The sequence below is a fragment of the Sphingomonas kyeonggiensis genome, assembly GCF_014204495.1.
Taxonomy (GTDB): domain Bacteria; phylum Pseudomonadota; class Alphaproteobacteria; order Sphingomonadales; family Sphingomonadaceae; genus Sphingomonas; species Sphingomonas kyeonggiensis_A.
The window spans coordinates 369102-386510 of record NZ_JACHLN010000002.1 but is presented as its reverse complement, the minus strand read 5'-3'; the positions used below and the strand labels follow the sequence as shown (position 1 = coordinate 386510).

General features: G+C 67.8%; 17 protein-coding genes. 14 read left to right on the top strand and 3 right to left on the bottom strand.

Features of this window, described 5'->3' with window-relative positions; all coding sequences use genetic code 11:
• Positions 1–26 precede the first annotated feature (26 nt).
• From HNP52_RS09440 to HNP52_RS09420, 5 genes are all read left to right on the top strand, one after another.
• Complete coding sequence (locus tag HNP52_RS09440; protein WP_184165972.1) at positions 27–1400, top strand: serine hydrolase; 1374 nt, start codon at positions 27–29, stop codon at positions 1398–1400.
• 14 nt (positions 1401–1414) lie between these two features.
• The gene (locus tag HNP52_RS09435; RefSeq protein ID WP_184165970.1) at positions 1415–1966 is read left to right on the top strand and encodes a hypothetical protein; all 552 of its coding nucleotides are present in this window, start codon (positions 1415–1417) and stop codon (positions 1964–1966) included.
• Positions 1967–2024: 58 nt separating this feature from the next.
• Positions 2025–2798 (top strand): polyphosphate kinase 2 family protein, encoded by a 774-nt coding sequence (locus HNP52_RS09430; protein ID WP_184165967.1) that lies wholly within the window; start codon positions 2025–2027, stop codon positions 2796–2798.
• Between the two features lie 96 nt (positions 2799–2894).
• Positions 2895–3929, top strand: coding sequence for a S41 family peptidase (locus HNP52_RS09425; protein ID WP_184165964.1), 1035 nt, complete (start codon positions 2895–2897; stop codon positions 3927–3929).
• Between the two features lie 61 nt (positions 3930–3990).
• On the top strand, positions 3991–4569 hold the full coding sequence (locus tag HNP52_RS09420) for an NAD(P)H-dependent oxidoreductase (RefSeq protein ID WP_184165961.1): 579 nt from the start codon (positions 3991–3993) through the stop codon (positions 4567–4569).
• Positions 4570–4573: 4 nt separating this feature from the next.
• Here HNP52_RS09420 and HNP52_RS09415 read toward each other — a convergent pair whose 3' ends face one another.
• The gene (locus HNP52_RS09415; protein ID WP_184165958.1) at positions 4574–5203 is read right to left on the bottom strand and encodes a carbonic anhydrase; all 630 of its coding nucleotides are present in this window, start codon (positions 5201–5203) and stop codon (positions 4574–4576) included.
• A 125-nt stretch (positions 5204–5328) separates the two neighbouring features.
• Here HNP52_RS09415 and lipA point away from each other — a divergent pair, with 125 nt between their 5' ends.
• Together lipA and HNP52_RS09405 are read left to right on the top strand one after the other, a co-directional pair.
• Positions 5329–6255, top strand: a complete 927-nt coding sequence (gene lipA / locus HNP52_RS09410) for a lipoyl synthase (protein ID WP_184165955.1) — start codon at positions 5329–5331, stop codon at positions 6253–6255.
• 96 nt (positions 6256–6351) lie between these two features.
• Positions 6352–6858 carry a type II toxin-antitoxin system RatA family toxin gene (locus HNP52_RS09405; protein ID WP_184165952.1) on the top strand — a complete coding sequence of 169 codons (507 nt, stop codon included), beginning with the start codon at positions 6352–6354 and terminating at the stop codon, positions 6856–6858.
• Here HNP52_RS09405 and HNP52_RS09400 read toward each other — a convergent pair.
• Complete coding sequence (locus tag HNP52_RS09400; RefSeq protein ID WP_260396040.1) at positions 6774–7319, bottom strand: CinA family protein; 546 nt, start codon at positions 7317–7319, stop codon at positions 6774–6776. The two genes, HNP52_RS09405 and HNP52_RS09400, sit on opposite strands and share 85 nt — an antisense overlap.
• Before the next feature lie 127 nt (positions 7320–7446).
• Positions 7447–8571 (bottom strand): bifunctional 2-C-methyl-D-erythritol 4-phosphate cytidylyltransferase/2-C-methyl-D-erythritol 2,4-cyclodiphosphate synthase, encoded by a 1125-nt coding sequence (locus HNP52_RS09395; protein ID WP_184165946.1) that lies wholly within the window; start codon positions 8569–8571, stop codon positions 7447–7449.
• An 89-nt stretch (positions 8572–8660) separates the two neighbouring features.
• On the opposite strand from HNP52_RS09395, the gene HNP52_RS09390 reads away from it, so the two are divergent.
• The 7 genes from HNP52_RS09390 to HNP52_RS09360 all read left to right on the top strand — a co-directional run bounded on the left by HNP52_RS09390 (position 8661) and on the right by HNP52_RS09360 (position 17386).
• Positions 8661–9038 (top strand): TonB family protein, encoded by a 378-nt coding sequence (locus tag HNP52_RS09390; RefSeq protein ID WP_184165943.1) that lies wholly within the window; start codon positions 8661–8663, stop codon positions 9036–9038.
• 14 nt (positions 9039–9052) lie between these two features.
• Complete coding sequence (locus HNP52_RS09385; protein WP_184165940.1) at positions 9053–9817, top strand: TonB family protein; 765 nt, start codon at positions 9053–9055, stop codon at positions 9815–9817.
• Between the two features lie 357 nt (positions 9818–10174).
• Positions 10175–11173, top strand: a complete 999-nt coding sequence (gene dusB, locus HNP52_RS09380; protein WP_184165932.1) for a tRNA dihydrouridine synthase DusB — start codon at positions 10175–10177, stop codon at positions 11171–11173.
• Entirely contained in the window at positions 11149–12252 is a 1104-nt protein-coding gene (locus HNP52_RS09375; RefSeq protein ID WP_184165929.1) for an ATP-binding protein, read from the top strand. Before dusB ends, HNP52_RS09375 begins: the two co-directional genes overlap by 25 nt.
• Positions 12249–13694 carry a nitrogen regulation protein NR(I) gene (gene ntrC, locus HNP52_RS09370; RefSeq protein ID WP_184165925.1) on the top strand — a complete coding sequence of 482 codons (1446 nt, stop codon included), beginning with the start codon at positions 12249–12251 and terminating at the stop codon, positions 13692–13694. The genes HNP52_RS09375 and ntrC overlap by 4 nt, the downstream gene beginning before the upstream one ends.
• Before the next feature lie 60 nt (positions 13695–13754).
• Positions 13755–16010: an ATP-binding protein gene (locus tag HNP52_RS09365; protein ID WP_184165922.1), complete on the top strand. Its 2256-nt coding sequence runs from the start codon at positions 13755–13757 to the stop codon at positions 16008–16010.
• Positions 16007–17386 (top strand): sigma-54 dependent transcriptional regulator, encoded by a 1380-nt coding sequence (locus tag HNP52_RS09360; protein ID WP_184165919.1) that lies wholly within the window; start codon positions 16007–16009, stop codon positions 17384–17386. Before HNP52_RS09365 ends, HNP52_RS09360 begins: the two co-directional genes overlap by 4 nt.
• Positions 17387–17409 lie beyond the last annotated feature (23 nt).

The following is a 17409-nucleotide window of genomic DNA, read 5'->3' as shown; positions in this document are numbered from 1 at the left end:
AGTCTTGCTCGTGTCGGGAGAGTTGGATGCGTTACCTGGCTGGTGTGGCCGCCATGGCCCTGTTCGCAGCGTCGCCCGCAGGCGCCGATGCCGTCGATGACTATGTCCGCACCCAGATGGAGGCCGGGCACATCCCCGGCATCGCCGTCGCCGTGGTCCGCAAGGGCAAGGTCGAGACGGTGCGCAGCTACGGGCTCGCCAATCTCGAATGGAATGCACCCGTCGGGCCGGATACGCGCTTCCAGACCGCGTCCGCCACCAAGATCTTCACCGGCATCGCGCTGATGCGGCTGGTCGAGGCCGGCAAGCTCCGCCTCGACGACACGCTCGATCGCTTCTTCCCGGATGCGCCCGCCAGCTGGCGCGAGATCACGATCCTCAACCTCGCGAGCCACAGCTCCGGCCTGTCCGAGAAGCTGCCCGAGCATAAGGACAATGTCGCCGACACGCTCGCCGCCGCGATGCAGGCCCCGCTCGCCTATGCGCCGGGCACCGAGAGCCGCTATGGCTTCACCGATTTCGTCGTGCTGCGCGCGGTGATGGAGAAGGTGGCGGGCAAGGACATCGCCGCGATCTTCCGCGACGAGATCTGCACGCCGCTCGGCCTGAAGGACACCGGCTTCAACTTCGAGCGCCAGGGCGGTCCCTTCCGTTCGTCGCTGCCGCTCCCGCACCGCGCCGCCATCCATGCCTGGCGCGACGGCGAGCAGCGGATGAGCAGCTTCGTCTATGGCGAGACCGGCTATGCCGCCGGCGGCCTGCACAGCTCGGCGCGCGATTTCGCCGCCCTGTTCGCCGCGCTCGATCGCGGCGAACTGCTCAGGCCCGAGAGCCAGAAGCTGCTCGAGACGCCCCCCTTGCTCAAGACCGGCAAGCCCGCCGGCTTCGGTGTGGGCTGGACCGTCGGCACCTATCATGGCGTCAAGGTAGTCGGGCACAGCGGCGGCCCCGCGCTCGCCGACATCCTCCATGCCGATGCCGAAGGGCTGACGGTGATCGTCCTCACCAACCAGCAGCGTTACTATCCGCTGCTGGCGCGCGGCATCGCCGATTTCTACCTGCCCAGGCCGGCCGCCCCCAAGGCGGTGCCGGATACGAAGCCCGAACTCACCGCGCTGATGCGCGAGGCGATGGCCGAAGCGGCAGCGGGCAAGCTCGATCGCAAGCGCTATGCCGAAAGCGCACTCACGGGGCCGGTGCCGTTCCTCGAGGATTACGGCCAGCCGCTGCTCGCCGCGCTCGGCCCGGTCCGGCGCGTCACCCTGGTCGCGGATACGCCCGGCAAGGACGACCATGTCCGCCTCTATGCGATCGCCTTCCAGAACCAGTCGATGACCTGGCGCTTCGGCGTCGACGCCGCCGGCAGGATCACCGACCTCCACCCACCTTCGGACGACTGACCGGGAGCCCTGCCATGAAGCGTCACCCCCGCATGCTTGCCCTAACCGCCGCCGCCCTGCTGCTCGCCCAGGCCAACGCCGCCGCGCAGGAGGTGCCCGCGCCGGCCACGCCGCCTGGCGCGCCGGGGGAGGATCCGGTCTGCACCAAGCTGCGCGCCGAAGTCGCCCAGGCCGAACGCGACATGCAGGCCGAGAGCATCGGCATGACCAAGATGGCCGAGGACATGCGCAAGAAGATGCAGGCGCGATCCAAGGCTGCGCGTACCGGCGGGCTGCTCTCCAGCCTGGCGGGACTTATCCCCGGCGTCGGCACGGCGGTGTCGATGGGTGGCTCGCTGATGTCGAGCGCGGCAACCGCCGGCATGGGCAGCAACGGCATGCCGAAGGAGATGGATCAGGCGATGGACCGCCAGTTCGCGCTCAGCGAGCGGATGCTCACCGCGTCGCAGGCACTGCACAACCGCTGCGGCGACAGCGGCTCCGGTCCGGACGCGCCGATGTCGCTCGAGGAACTCAAGGCCCTGCGCGCCGAGACCGCGAAGGTCGCGGCCGAAAACCCCGACTGAGGCGGTTGGCGCAGCCTTATCGTGCCTCTATCGTTCCCCCACTGAATGGAGGAACGGCGTGACGATCGATCTGTCGGACTATGAGAAGGGCGAGAAGCTCCACGGCGATTATGACAAGGCGCTGGCCAAGGTCCAGAAACGGCTGAGCCACATCCACTACGCGCACATCGTCCACCGCCGCCGCGCGATCGTCGCGTTCGAGGGGTGGGACGCGGCGGGGAAGGGCGGCATCATCCAGCGCCTCACCGCCGAATGGGACCCGCGCTATTACGAGGTCTGGCCGATCTCCGCGCCCACCCAGGAAGAGCTTGCCCATCATTTCCTCTGGCGCTTCTGGCGCCGGCTGCCCGCCCAGCACAATATCGCGATCTTCGACCGTACCTGGTACGGTCGCGTCCTGGTCGAGCGGGTCGAGGGCTTTGCCGGCAAGGCCGAGTGGGAACGCGGCTATGACGAGATCAACGATTTCGAGGCCCAGCAGGTCACGGCCGGCACCACCCTGGTGAAGGTCTTCGTCCACGTCACCCAGAAGACCCAGGACAAGCGGCTCAAGGACCGGCTCGAACACCCCTGGAAGCGCTGGAAGACCGGGCTCGACGATTATCGCAATCGGGCGAAGCGCCCCGAATATCTCGACGCGATGCACGAGATGTTCAAGCGCACCAATACCGAGCACGCGCCCTGGATCGTGATCGACGGCAACGACAAGAAGTCCGCCCGCATCGCTGCGCTCACCGCGATCGCCGATGCGCTGGAGAAGCATGTGCCGATGACCCCGCCCGAGCTCGATCCCGAGGTGGAGAAGGTCGCAAAAAAGGCACTCGGCCTTTGATCTGGTCGCGGCAAAGTTGAGTTTCGTCGCAAGGAAATCGCGTTCCGCGCCGAAGTGGTTTGTTCAAGCAACACACTTCACAGGTTCGGAACCCCGATGCGCTCCCTTGCCGCCGCTGCCCTGCTTCTGCTCGCCGCTCCCGTCTCGGCGGCACCCGATGACCTGACACCGGCCGCCGCTACCCGCGCGGTCGATGCATTGATCGCCGGGCTCGATACCTATTCCTATCCGGATGTCGGCACGCGCATCCAGGCGCTGCTCCGCAAGGAGCGCGGCCGCCTGATCGCGCTCCGCGACCGGGAGGCCCTGGTCACCCAGGTCAACGCGCTGCTCGCCGAGAGCCATGACCTGCATCTCAAGATCAGGATCAACACGATCACGCCGGATCGCACGCCGGTCCCGAATGAAGCCGCACTGCTCGAGAAGCATATCGCCCACGGGCTGATGGGCGTGCGCCGCCTGCCGGGCAATATCGGCTATCTCAAGCTGCGCTACTTCGCCCAGGACGCCGATGGCGCGGTGATGATCGATCGCGCGATGGAGATGCTCCGCGACACCAACGCCCTGATCATCGACCTGCGCGAGAATACCGGCGGCGGCGGCACCACCGATTCACGCCTGCTCGGCCATCTCTCGGCCACCCCGATCCCGATGGCGAAGATCACCTGGCGCAACCGGGACGGCACCACCGAAGTCGAGCAGCGCCATGCCGATATCCCGGCCACCGGATCGCTCTATCTCGACAAGCCGGTGTTCGTGCTCACCGCCAACCGCACCTTCTCGGCGGCGGAAGGCTTCGCCTATGACGTCCAGGCCGCGCACCGCGCCGTACTGGTCGGCGAGCCCACCCGCGGCGGCGCCAATCCGCAGAACCGCCCGGTCGAGCTCGGTGCCGGCATGAGCGCCTTCGTCCCCAATGGCCGGGTCGAGCATCCGACCACTCATGACAATTGGGAAGGCAAGGGCGTCCAGCCCGATATCCGCACCGAGCCGCGCGCCGCGCTGGTCGAGGCCTATCGCCGCGCGCTCGCCGCCGCGAAGCCGCTGGTCGCCACGCCCAGGTCCGAGCAGGAGCGCGCCGACGCGATCGCCGATCCGGAAGGCACGCTGAAGACCGACGCCGGGCTCTGATCGCCCGGGCCATTTGACCCTGCGCAAGGCGAAGCGGGAGAGGGCGGGGCAGGATCATGCCATGACCCGCATCCTCCTGCTCGATGGCCATCCGGACCCCGATCCCGCCCGCTACGGCCATGCGCTGGTCGATGCCTATGTCGAGGGAGCGGTTGGGGCGGGGCACGAAGTCCGCCGCGTCCGCATCGCCGATCTCGATTTCCCGATCCTGCGCACCCAGGCCGAATATCGCGAGGAGCCGGTCCTTCCGGTGATCGAGGCGATCCAGCGCGACCTGCTCTGGTCGGAGCATGTCGCGATCTTCTACCCGCTCTGGCTCGGCGACGTGCCGGCGTGGTTCAAGGCGTTCCTCGAGCAGCTTCTCCGCCCCGATTTCGCGTTCCGCTATGTGAAGCAGGGCTTTCCCGAGCCGTTGCTCCAGGGCCGCTCGGCGCGCGTCGTGGTGACGATGCAGACGCCCGCGCCGGTCTATAGCTGGCTCTACCGCGCCCACAGCCTCAAGAGCCTGGAGCGCAACATCCTGCGCTTCTGCGGGCTCGGCCCGGTCCGCCACAAGATCATCGGCAGCGTCGATGGCGGCTGGACCCCGCGCAAACGCTATCTGGAGGAAGTCGCCGACCTCGGCGCGGCGGCGCGTTAGCCGCTCAGGCCGGCGCGAACTCGCCGTCGTCGCCCATCACGTGCAGCACGCCGTCCGCGATCGCGAAATAGGCGCCGTGGATCTTCAGCCGCCCCTCGGCCAGCCGCTTGCTGACGAAGGGGAAGGTGGTGAGGTTGGTCAGTGAGACGCGCACCGTCTCCAGCTCGAGCGCACGCACCGCCTCGGGGCCGGTGCCATATTTGGCGACGACCTGCTCGCGCGCCGCGTCGAGCATGTCGACCCAGTGGGCGATGAACCCGCCTTCGCCGTTCGCCGCGCCCTTGAAGCGCTGCGACAGCGCCGCGCCGACACCGCCGCACGCGCCATGGCCGAGCACCAGGATCTCCGGCACCTCGAGCTGGTTCACCGCGAACTCCAGCGCGGCGGACACGCCGTGCCGGCTCGCATCGTCCTCGAACGGCGGCACCAGGTTGGCGACGTTGCGCACCACGAAAATCTCGCCCGGCACGGTATCGAAGATCTGCGCCGGATCGACCCGGCTGTCCGAGCAGGCGATCACCATCACCCGCGGGCTCTGGCCCTCGCTCAGCCCCGACCAGCGGTCGCGATGCCGCCGATATTCGCTGGTCCGGAAACGCTGATAGCCGTCGAGCAGGTCGGTGAAGTCGGTCATGACGGATGCCCTAGCGTCCGCTTTTCCGACTGCCAAGGTTTGTATCGAAGTGTTGCGGAGGCCACAGCTTGACGAAAGTGCAACCAGGGCTGGAAACGCCGGCCCAGCCGCTCTATCTGGCCCCCATGAACGATCTCTCCGCAGCACCACGCCCGGAACGCCAGCGCAAGCCCGACTGGATCCGCGTAAAGGCCCCGACCTCGGAAGGTTTCGCCAAGACCCGGGCGCTGATGCGCTCGAAGAACCTCGTCACCGTCTGCGAGGAAGCGGCCTGTCCGAACATCGGCGAGTGCTGGACGAAGAAACACGCCACGGTGATGATCCTGGGCGACGTCTGCACGCGCGCCTGCCGCTTCTGCAACGTCAAGACCGGCATGCCGCGCAAGGTCGATCCGCTGGAGCCGCAGCACGTCGCCGAGGCCGCCGCGCAGATGGGCCTCGAGCACATCGTCATCACCTCGGTCGATCGTGACGATCTGCCCGACGGCGGCGCCAGCCAGTTCGTCAAGGTGATCGAGGAGATCCGCAAGGCCAACCCGACCACCACGATCGAGATCCTGACCCCGGACTTCCGCAACAAGCATGAAGCCGCGATCGAAGCGATCGTCGCCGCCCGCCCGGACGTCTACAACCACAATCTCGAGACCGTCCCCAGGCTCTACCCGACGATCCGCCCGGGCGCGCGCTACTATGCGTCGCTGCGCCTGCTGGAGACGGTGAAGCGCCTCGATCCGACGATCTTCACCAAGTCGGGCATCATGCTCGGCCTGGGCGAGCAGCGCCTGGAAGTCCATCAGGTGATGGACGACATGCGCTCGGCCGACATCGATTTCCTGACGATGGGCCAGTATCTCCAGCCGACCCCGCGCCACGCCAAGGTCGAGGAGTTCGTCACCCCCGCCGCCTTCCAGGCATATGGCGCGATCGGCCGGGCCAAGGGCTTCCTCCAGGTCGCCTCGTCGCCGCTGACCCGCTCGAGCTATCACGCCGGCGAGGACTTCGCCGAGATGAAGGCCGCGCGCGAAGCGAAGCTGGCGAAGGCCGGAAAATGATACCCGTCATCCCGGCGAAAGCCGGGATCTCATGCGGCTCTTTCCCCGCATCATCTCCTGGGATCCCGGCTTTCGCCGGGATGACGAATTGATACGATGCCCAAGCATTCCGAAACCCGCCCGCTGCCCTATACGCCGGAGCAGATGTTCGACCTGGTGGCCGACGTCGCCAGATATCCGGAATTCCTGCCCTGGGTCAGCGCGATCCGCGTCCGCTCGAACAGCGACACGCAGATGCTCGCGGACATGATCGTCGGCTTCAAGGGCCTGCGCGAGACCTTCACCTCGCGTGTCACCAAGGCACGCCCGGCCAGCCTGCACATCGAATATGTCGATGGCCCGCTCAAGCACCTCAACAATGACTGGGGCTTCCGCAGCGACGGGCAGGGGGGCTGCCTGGTCGACTTCACCGTCGACTTCGCGTTCAAGAACCGCGTGTTCGAGATGCTCGCCGGCCAGATGTTCGACCGGGCACTGCGCAAGATGATCAACGCGTTCGAGGAACGCGCCGCCCGCCTCTACGGCGATTCGACGTCGGCTTCGTCCGCCTCGGGGGCCGCGGCACCGGGCATCAGCAGCTCGAGCGCGCACAACGCCGCCTGAAGGCGGATGCCGGCGCGGCCGTTATTCTCGAAATGGCGGGCGTCCGCGACGATGTGATCGGGATCGGCGTTGCGCACCGCCTGGGCGAACACCACCGTGCCCACCGGCTTCTTCTCGCTGCCGCCATCGGGACCGGCGATCCCGGTGATCGCCACCGCGACATCGGCATGGGTCCGCGCCAGCGCGCCCTGCGCCATGCTCCAGGCCACGGCGATCGAGACCGAGCCGAACGTCTCCAGCACGTCGCTGCCGACCTTGAGCACATCGTGCTTGGCTTCGTTCGAATAGGTGACGAACCCGGCGTCGAAGACGTCGGACGAGCCGGGGATCTCGGTGAGCGCGGCCGAGACGAGGCCGCCCGTGCAGCTCTCGGCCACGGCGACGCGGCGCCCGGCTGCGCGATTGGCTTCAAGCACCTTGCGCGCTGCGGCGACCAGCTCCGGCGGGAGAATCGTGTCCATAGGGCGGGGCATGTGCCACCGTAATGTTGCCGACGCGAGTCAGTTCGTTCCCTGAGGCGGTGGGGAGGGTGTCCCGCGCGCCGACACCCTGGGCCCCGGCTTTCGCCGGGGAACCGCAAGACATCACTCAGGCCGGCACCCGCACCGTCGCCACCGCTTGCGCAGCCATGCCCTCGCCGCGGCCGGTGAACCCCAGCCGCTCGGTGGTCGTCGCCTTCACGCTCACTTCGGAAACCCGCAGCCCCAGGATCGCGGCAATGCTCGCCCGGATCGCCTCACGGTGCGGGCCCACCTTGGGCGCCTCGCAGATGATCGTCACGTCGATGAAATCGATCACACCGCCCTCGGCTGCCACCAGCGAGGCCGCATGCTGCAGGAACTGCGCCGAGGCCGCGCCGCGCCATTTCGGGTCGCTTGGCGGGAAGTGCATGCCGATATCGCCCGCGCCGATCGTGCCGAGCAGCGCATCGGTGATCGCATGCAGCACCACATCCGCGTCGCTATGCCCCGAGAGCCCGCGCGAATGGGGCACCCTGATCCCACCCAGCCAGAGCTCCTCGCCCTCGGCAAAGCGGTGCACGTCATAGCCGGTGGCGGTCCGCACCCGCATCGACGCTCCGAACCGCGCCTCGGCGGCGGCGAAATCACTGGGGTGGGTGATCTTCTCGAGCATCGCGCTCCCTTCCACGACTGCAACCGTCTTGCCGAGCGCGCGCACCATCTGCGCGTCATCGGTCGCTTCCTGATCCGCCGGCCACGCAGCATGCGCCTCGGCGATATCGGCACCACGGAACGCCTGCGGCGTCTGCACCCGCACCAGCCCCTCGCGCGAAACAGACGCTCCGGACGCGGAAACAAGCGTATCCGCCACCGGCAGCCCCGGAATGGCCCCGACATGATCGCCCAGCGCCGCCAGCAGTCGGTCGATAACGGCGTGCGATAGGAAGGGGCGGGCGGCATCGTGGATCAGCACGCGGTCCGCATCCCCGGCCAGCACCAGTCCGTTCTTTACGCTCTCCCGCCGCGTCGCCCCACCGATCGCGAAGGGCACGTCGCCCAGCGCCGCGTGCAGCGCCGTTTCCTGGCCTTCGCCAACTACCACGACAACAGCGTCCACTTCGGGATGAGAGGTCAAGGCATCGAAGCTGTGCTGGAGCATCGGCTTGCCGGCCAGCGGCGCGAACTGCTTGGGCACGCTCCCCCCGGCCCGGGTGCCGCTCCCGGCGGCGACGATAATGGCGACAGTCCTCATCGCCAGTCGCCTAGCCTATGCCCCGTAGCGCTGCCACCATTTGATTTCCCCGACTGCACGCATAGTATCTGCCGGCATTGGAGGCCCGCATGCTCATCCTCACAGTGCTCGCACTCCTCGCCCAACAGGATGTCCCCGAGCAGGACTATGGGCGAAGCGAGATGATCTCGACCGGCGCGAGCCCCCTTCATCCCGAAAGCTGGATCACCGATCACGACTATCCAGCGGAAATCCGCCGAAAGCTCGGGCGCCGAAGCGTCAAGGTTGCCCTGGCTGTCGGCGAGCAGGGGCAGGTGGGGGGATGCAAGGTGGTCAGGTCCAGCGGATCGCGATGGCTCGATCGCGAGACCTGCAGGCTGCTGCTGAAGCGCGCCGAGTTCACCCCAGCCATCACGCCGATGGGCAATCTTGCCACGGAGTTTCGCATGATCCTCCATTGGCCGCCAAAAGCCCGCGAGCCTGAATAGGAGCCGGAAGGATCATGCGCCGACAGTTCTCGTTGCTGGCCATCGCCACGCTCGCCGCGCCGCTGCCCGGGCTTGCCCAGACCGTAACCGCTGCGCCCGATGTCGCCCCGGCCTCCGGCCTCGTCATCCGCGCCAGCCCCCGGATCGACCCGTCGCTCTGGTTCGCGGATGGCGATTATCCGCTGGCCGCCATGCGTGCCGAGCAGGAAGGGCATGCCGGCGTGCTGCTCGATATCGCCAGCGATGGGCGCGTCGATGCCTGCACCCAGCTCTCCAGCGAATATGAGTGGCTGGGCCGAGCCAGCTGCCGCATCCTGATCCGCCGCGCCCGCTTCACGCCGGCGCTGGGCCGCGACCGCAAGCCTGCGCCGGATCGCTGGAACGTCAGCATCGACTGGAAACTGCCGCCCTTTCCGCCGCGCCGGGAAGATCCGACCGTCCATCATGGCGTGTACGGCGATGTGCCGGTCATTGCGACGGAGCATCTCTCTGCGCCCGAGGCGCTTGGCGATCCCGATCTGTGGCTCCAGCCGGCCGATTATCCGCCGGAGCTGCTGAAGCGGGGCGGCAAGATCGAAGTGACCCTCAAGGTCGCGAAGAACGGGTTGGTCCGCTCGTGCCGGATCGATGTCTCGAGCAGCGTACGCAGATGGGATCGCCAGGTCTGCGCGCTCCTCCGCCGCCGCGCCCGCTTCCAGCCCGAGAAGCAGGCCGAAGAAAAATGGCGCAGCAATGAGTGGTGGCATCGCTATTCCTGGGGTCCCGCGACCGCACAATAGGCTTCCAATGTAGGAACTGCCCTGACAACCTCGAAGCTCAGCCGGTTCCCGCCGGCCGCTCTTTGAACTGTCGATACGCCGAAGCGAGCGCCGGATTTCCCGCGCCCGCGCAACCGCTTGCCGCAACGCTACGAGGGCACCGTGCCAACATCCGCGTTCAAGGCGTCAGGCAATGCGCGCATCGACTCCGCGGAAACCCGCGTGTTTCCGCCCTTCCTGGCCGTTTTCCATTCCCCGGAACGCCACCGCGCAACCCGCCTGGCGCGCAACCAACGCGAACTTCCGTGTCCGGAACCGTCCACTTGCCAATATCTGCTTGTACCTGTAGGTGCGCCTGCCTATTTTTCAGGCATAGTTATGAGCGAACTCGCCCCCATCCAGATCGGCCCGGTGACGGTCGAAGACCCGGTCATCCTCGCGCCGATGACCGGCGTGACCGACTTGCCGTTCCGCCGCGCCGTGCGCCGTTACGGCTCGGGTCTCAACGTCACCGAGATGATCGCCAGCGCCGCCGCCATCCGCGACACGCGCCAGTCGATCCAGAAGGCCGCCTGGGATCCGATCGAGGAGCCGGTATCGATGCAGCTCGTCGGCTGCTCGCCCGCCGAGATGGCGGAGGCCGCCAAGCTCAACGAGGATCGCGGCGCCGCTATCATCGACATCAACATGGGCTGCCCGGTCCGCAAGGTCACCAACGGCGATGCCGGCTCGGCGCTGATGCGCGACCTCAAGCACGCCGCCTCGCTGATCGATGCCTGCGTCAAGGCTGTCGACGTGCCGGTCACGCTCAAGATGCGCATGGGCTGGTGCCACGACAGCCTCAACGCGCCCGAGCTGGCCCGCATCGCCGAGGATCTCGGGGTGAAGATGGTCACGGTGCATGGCCGCACCCGCAACCAGATGTATCGCGGCTCGGCCGACTGGGCGTTCGTCCGCACGGTCAAGGACGCGGTGAAGATCCCGGTGATCGTCAACGGCGACATCTGCACGGTCGAGGATGCCCGCGAGGCGCTGCGCCAGTCGGGCGCGGATGGGGTGATGATCGGCCGCGGCGCGTACGGCAAGCCCTGGGTGCTGCGCCAGGTGATGGACACGCTGACCGGCAAGGGCGAGCGCGCCGATCCGAGCATTGACGAACAATATCGTGTGATTATCGAGCATTACGTCGATAGTCTCGAACATTATGGTGAGATGACCGGCGTCAACATGATGCGCAAGCATCTCGGCTGGTACACCAAGGGCCTCACCGGCTCGGCGGAATTCCGCAACAAGGTCAATCAGATAGCCGACGCCAAGACCGTGCTGGCGATGCTCGACGAATTCTACGCGCCGTGGCGTTCCCGCGCGGCGGCCTGAGGCGGCTGCGGCCTGCGCCGCCCGCCACCGGCCCCAGCTTCGCGGAGATGTTCGCCGCGCTCCCCGTCGCGGTCCTCGTCATCGATCCCGACGGCCGCATCGCCCATGCCAATGCCGCGTGCGAGGCGATGCTCAACCATGCCGAGACCACGATGATCGGCCAGCCCTATGACGCGGTGCTCAGCCCGCCCGACGGCTATGTCGATCGGCGTGACGGACACGGCTTCGCCGCCTTCGACATCGAGATCGAGGCGATCCGCGGCCCCCGCATCCGGGTCGATTTCGTCGAGACGATGGTCGCCGATCATCCGGGCTGGCGCATCGTCACCCTCCATCACGCGCCGCAGTCCCGGCGGGTGGCGCAGGGCGCCGACCGCAGCGCCGGCGCCCGTGCCGCGGTGGGTGCCGCCGCGATGCTGGCGCATGAGATCAAGAACCCGCTCTCGGGCATCCGCGGCGCCGCGCAGCTGCTCGCCAGCTCGGGCGAGGACCGTGAGCTCACCGGCCTGATCACCACCGAAGTCGACCGCATCGTCGCGCTGATCGACCGGATGCAGGACTTCACCGACACGCGGCCGCTCAAGCTCGAGCCGACCAATGTCTATCCGCTGCTCGATCATGCCCGCCGCGTTGCGTTGGCCGGCTTTGCCCGCGGCATGGTGATCGAGGAGCGCTTCGATCCCTCGCTACCGCAGGTGCTGATCGATCCCGATGCCTTCCAGCAGGTGATGATGAACCTGCTCAAGAATGCCGCCGAAGCGCTGGGCGGGCTCGCCCAGCCGCGCATCGTGCTGACCACCGCCTATCGCCACGGCATGTCGGTCAGCACCGGCGCCGGTCGCCCGCGCGTGCCGCTGCCGATCGAGATCTGCGTCATGGACAATGGCCCCGGCGCGCCCGAGGACATTGCCGAGCACCTGTTCGAGCCCTTCGTATCGGGCAAGCCGGAGGGGAAGGGGCTTGGCCTCCCGCTCGTCGAGAAGCTGGTCCGCGACATGGGCGGGATCATCCAATATGCCCGGGAACGCCCCCCTGAAATGACTGTCTTCCGCATTCTTCTCCCAAGGGCCAGGGCATGACCGGCTCGGTCCTCGTCGTCGACGACGACAGCGCGATCCGCACCGTGGTCGCAGCCGCCCTACGCCGCGAAGGCCATGCCGTCACGACGGCAGCCAGCCTCGCCGAACTACGCCGCGCTATCGGTGCCGCGCTACCCGACGTGCTGGTCACCGACGTGGTGCTGCCCGACGGCAATGGCCTCGATGAAGTCGCCAGGCTCACCGCCGAGCATCCCGCGCTCCCGGTGATCGTCTTCTCGGCGCAGAACACCTTGGCCACGGCAGTCCGCGCCACCGAGGTCGGCGCCTTCGACTACCTCCCCAAGCCCTTCGATCTCGACGTGCTCGGCCAGGCGGTGCGCAGCGCGATCGCCCGCGGCCGCCATGCCCCCGCCGAGCAGCCCGATGAAGAGCTGAGCGGCGGGTCCTCGCTGATCGGCCGCTCGCCGGCGATGCAGGAGGTCTACCGGGTCATCGCCCGCGTCGTCTCCAACGACCTTACCGTGCTGATCTCCGGCGAGTCGGGCACCGGCAAGGAGCTGGTCGCCAAGGCGATCCACGATCTCGGCCCGCGCCGCCGTGCGCCCTTCGTCGCGCTCAACATGGCCGCGATCCCGCGCGAACTGATCGAGGCGGAGCTGTTCGGCCATGAGCGCGGCGCCTTCACCGGCGCAGCCGCCCGCGTCGCCGGCAAGTTCGAGCAGGCGGCGGGCGGCACTTTGTTCCTCGACGAGATCGGCGACATGCCGATGGACGCGCAGACCCGCCTCCTCCGCGTCCTCCAGCAGGGCGAGTTCACCACCGTCGGCGGTGCCCGCGCGATCAAGGCCGATGTCCGCATCGTCGCGGCGACCAACAAGGACCTGGCGGCGCTCGTCCAGGCCGGGCAGTTCCGCGAGGACCTGTTCTACCGCCTCAACGTCGTCCCCATCGCGCTGCCCTCGCTGCGCGAGCGCCGCGACGACGTGCCCTTGCTCGCCCGCCACTTCCTCGACCGCGCTGCCGAGGACGGCCTGCCGCGCAAGAGCCTGGCCACCGACGCGGTGCGGGTGCTGGAAACCTATGACTGGCCCGGCAATGTCCGCCAGCTCGAGAACCTCATGCGCCGCATTGCCGCGCTCAGCCGCGACGAGGTCATCGACGGCGATGCCCTGCGTCGCGCCCTGGGCGAGGCCAGTGCCGCACCGGTCCAGGCGACTCGCGACGAAGGCATCGAGGCCGCTGTCCGCGCCCGCCTCGAGCGCATCGCCATCGAGGATCCCCGCGCGCTCGACGACGGCACGCTCTACGATCGCATCATCGGCGAGGTCGAGCGGCCGCTGATCGAGGCGATGCTCGCGCGCCACGGCGGCAACCAGCTCCGCGCCGCCCGCGCGCTGGGGATCAACCGGAATACGCTGCGGAAACGGCTCGATACGCTCGGCATCGATGTCGGCCCCAATCGCCCGGATGGTGCCGAATAGCGACAGACTGCGCACGATTATGTGTTCTTTTTGCCACAATCTCGATCTAGCTTGGCCACGATGGATGCCGTCACCGCCGATTCCCTGATCGAGGTAACGCCGAAAGGGCGGCAGTTGGCGCCTATCCGGCTGCTGGAGATCGTGGTGCTGGCGCTGGCCGTGGCCACGCCGGTCGCCACATTCCTGTTCGTCCGCAATTTCTCGCACCAGGTCTTCAATCCCGGCGTCGCCGCATCGCTGCTGCTGGCGAACCTGCTCCCCTATGTCGCGCTGATCGTGCTGATCGGTCGCCGCATCGCCATCCACCGCGCCGCCAAGTCGGCGCTGGCGGGGGGAGGGCGCCTCCATGTCCGCCTCGTCGCGGTGTTCACCCTGATGGCGAGCATCCCGATTGTGCTGACCGTGATCGCGGCATCGGTGATGTTCCAGTCGGGCGTCCAGCTCTGGGGCTCGGAGCGCGCGCGCAACGCCTTCGACGCGACGACGGACCTCGCCAAGGAGGGTCGCGGCCTCGTCGCCCAGCGCTGGGCCACCGAAGCGCGCACCATGGTCGATGACCTCACCGGCGATTTCCCCAAGATCCCGGTCAATTCGCAGGCGTTCCAGAGCAGCCTGCTCCAGCAGCTCTATTACCGCTCGTTCGACCAGGCGGTCGTGTTCCGCGTCGTCGGCGGCAAGCAGGTCGAGGCGATGTACGCCTGGGAAGCGCCTCCCGCGAAGACCTTCGCCGCGCGTGTCTCGGGCCAGGTCCTCAACCTGCTCAAGGACGAGCAGAGCTACACCAATTTCGACGCCGAGAAGCAGTGGGTCGTCACCCCGCTCGATCGCTCGCAGAACATCTTCCTCTACGTCGCGAACAGCGTGAACGTGGACTTCATGAACCGGCAGAATTCGGGCGCGGACCGGATCGTCGCCGAGTTCAACGCCCTGCAGGCGCGCTCGCGGGCACTCCAGCTCCAGTTCAACGCCGTCCTGTTCGGCGTGGCATTGCTGATCGTCAGCATCGCTACCTGGATCGCGCTTGCCGTGGCCGATCGGCTGGTCAAGCCGGTCGAGCAGCTCGTCACCGCGGCCCGCCGCGTTGCCGGCGGCGACCTCGCCGCGCGCGTCGACATCCCGCAGACCGGCGACGAGATCAGCACCTTGGGCGACGCCTTCAACGGCATGACCGAGCGTCTCGAGCAGCAGACCGGGGCATTGCGCACCGCCAACGCCCAGCTCGAAAGCCGCCGCGTCCTGATCGAAGCGGTGATGTCCGGCGTCTCGGCGGGCGTCATCTCGATCGACGCCCAGCGCAACGTCCGCCTGATCAACGAATCCGCGATCGAGCTGCTCCACCAGGGCGAACAGGAGCTGGTCGGCCACCCGTTGGCCGAGCTGGCGCCCGAGCTCAACGACCTGCTCGACACTGGCGACCGCGAGGCGGTGATCCAGCTCGGCACCGGCGGCGATGCGCGCACGCTCGCCGTGAAGGTCACCAGCGACGAGGCGGGCCAGGTCCTCACCTTCGACGACATCACCCAGCAGCTCAACGACCAGCGCCGTGCCGCCTGGTCCGATGTCGCGCGCCGCATCGCGCATGAGATCAAGAACCCGCTCACCCCGATCCAGCTCGCCGCCGAGCGCCTCAAGCGCCGCTATGGCAAGAAGATCGAGCCCGAGGACGGCACCTTCGCCCAGCTGACCGACACGATCGTCCGCCAGGTCGGAGACCTGCGCCGCATGGTCGACGAATTCTCCTCCTTCGCGCGCATGCCCAAGCCGATGTTCCGCCAGGAATCTCTGCTCGACATCGCGCGCCAGGCGATGTTCCTCCACGAAGTCGCCCATCCCACGGTCCATTTCGAGATGCACGCGCCCGATCCGGCCCCCGGCCTGATCTGCGATCGCCGCCAGATCGGCCAGGCCTTCACCAATATCGTCAAGAACGCCGTCGAGGCGATCGAGGCGCGCGGGGAAGGGGAGGCGCTGCCCCAGGGCCAGGTCGTCATGACGATCAGCCCGGAGGAAGGCGGCAGGATCACCCTGACGCTGGCCGACAACGGCATCGGCCTGCCGGTCGAGCGTGACCGGATCGTCGAGCCCTACATGACGACGCGCAGCCGGGGCACCGGCCTCGGCCTCGCGATCGTGAAGAAGATCGTCGAGGAGCATTTCGGCACCATCGCCTTCTCGGATCGTCCGGGCGGCGGCACGCTGGTGACGATCTGCTTCGATACCGATCAGCTCGCCGAAATGGTGAGCGCTCCTGAAGGCGAGGGCGGCGAAGAACCGCGTCCCGCCGTGCTTACGCGTAGTGGAAGTGGGAAGGCATGAGTCTCGATATCCTGGTCGTCGACGATGAGCGCGACATCCGTGAACTGGTCGCCGGCGTGCTGGAGGACGAGGGCTATTCGACGCGCGGCGCCGCCAACAGCGACGAGGCGCTGGAAGCGATCGCCGAGCGGCGGCCCAGCCTGGTGCTGCTCGACGTGTGGCTGCACGGCTCCCGGCTCGACGGGCTCGAGATCCTCGACGAGATCAAGCGCCGCGATCCCTCGATCCCGGTGCTGGTGATCTCGGGCCATGGCAACCTCGACACCGCCGTCGCCGCGATCCGTCGCGGCGCCTCGGATTTCATCGAAAAGCCGTTCGAGGCCGAGCGCCTGCTGTTCCTCGTCGAACGCGCGACCGAAACCGAGCGGCTCAAGCGCGAAGTCGCCTCGCTGCGCGCCTCGGCCGGCCGCGAGGAGGACCTGACCGGCCAGTCGGGCTCGATCAACACCGTTCGCGCCACGCTCAAGCGCGTCGCCTCCACCGGCAGCCGCGTGCTGATCACCGGCGGCGCCGGCACGGGCAAGGAAGTCGCCGCCCGGCTGCTCCACGGCTGGAGCCAGCGCGCCACCGCGCCCTTCGTCATCGTCAGCGCCGCACGCATGCAGCCCGAACGCGTCGAGGAGGAGCTGTTCGGCGTCGAGGAGGGCGGGGACCTGGTCCGCACCGGCCTGCTCGAACAGGCGCATGGCGGCACGCTGTTCCTCGACGAGATCGCCGACATGCCGGTCGCCACCCAGGCGCGCATCCTGCGCGTGCTGACCGACCAGAGCTTCACGCGCGTCGGTGGCACCCGGGTGGTCAAGGTCGATGTCCGTGTCGTCTCGGCGACCGCGCGCGACCTGATGAGCGAGATCGCCGAGGGCCGCTTCCGCGAGGACCTCTATTATCGGCTCAACGTCGTGCCGGTGACGATCCCGCCGCTTACCGATCGTCGCGAGGACATCCCGGTCCTGGTCGAGCATTTCGTCGCGCACTATGCGAACGAGCGCCGCGTACCGACGCCGGAAATCGCGCCCGATGCGATGGTCGCGCTGCAGAGCTATGAATGGCCGGGCAATGTCCGCCAGCTCCGCAACGTCGTCGAGCGCACCGTGATCCTGGCTCCGGGCGATCGTATCGGCCGCATCGACATCGACCTTTTGCCCCCCGAAGTGCTCGGCCGCCCGGCCGATACCAGCGGCGGCATGGGCACCAGCGCGATCATGGGTGCCCCGCTCAAGGAAGCGCGCGAAAGCTTCGAGCGCGAATATCTGCGCGTCCAGATCCGCCGCTTCTCGGGCAACATCTCGCGCACGGCGAGCTTCATCGGCATGGAGCGCTCGGCGCTGCACCGGAAGCTCAAGCTGCTCGGGATCACCGACAGCCGGGAAGAATAGGGCGGGGCCACGGCTCCAACCAA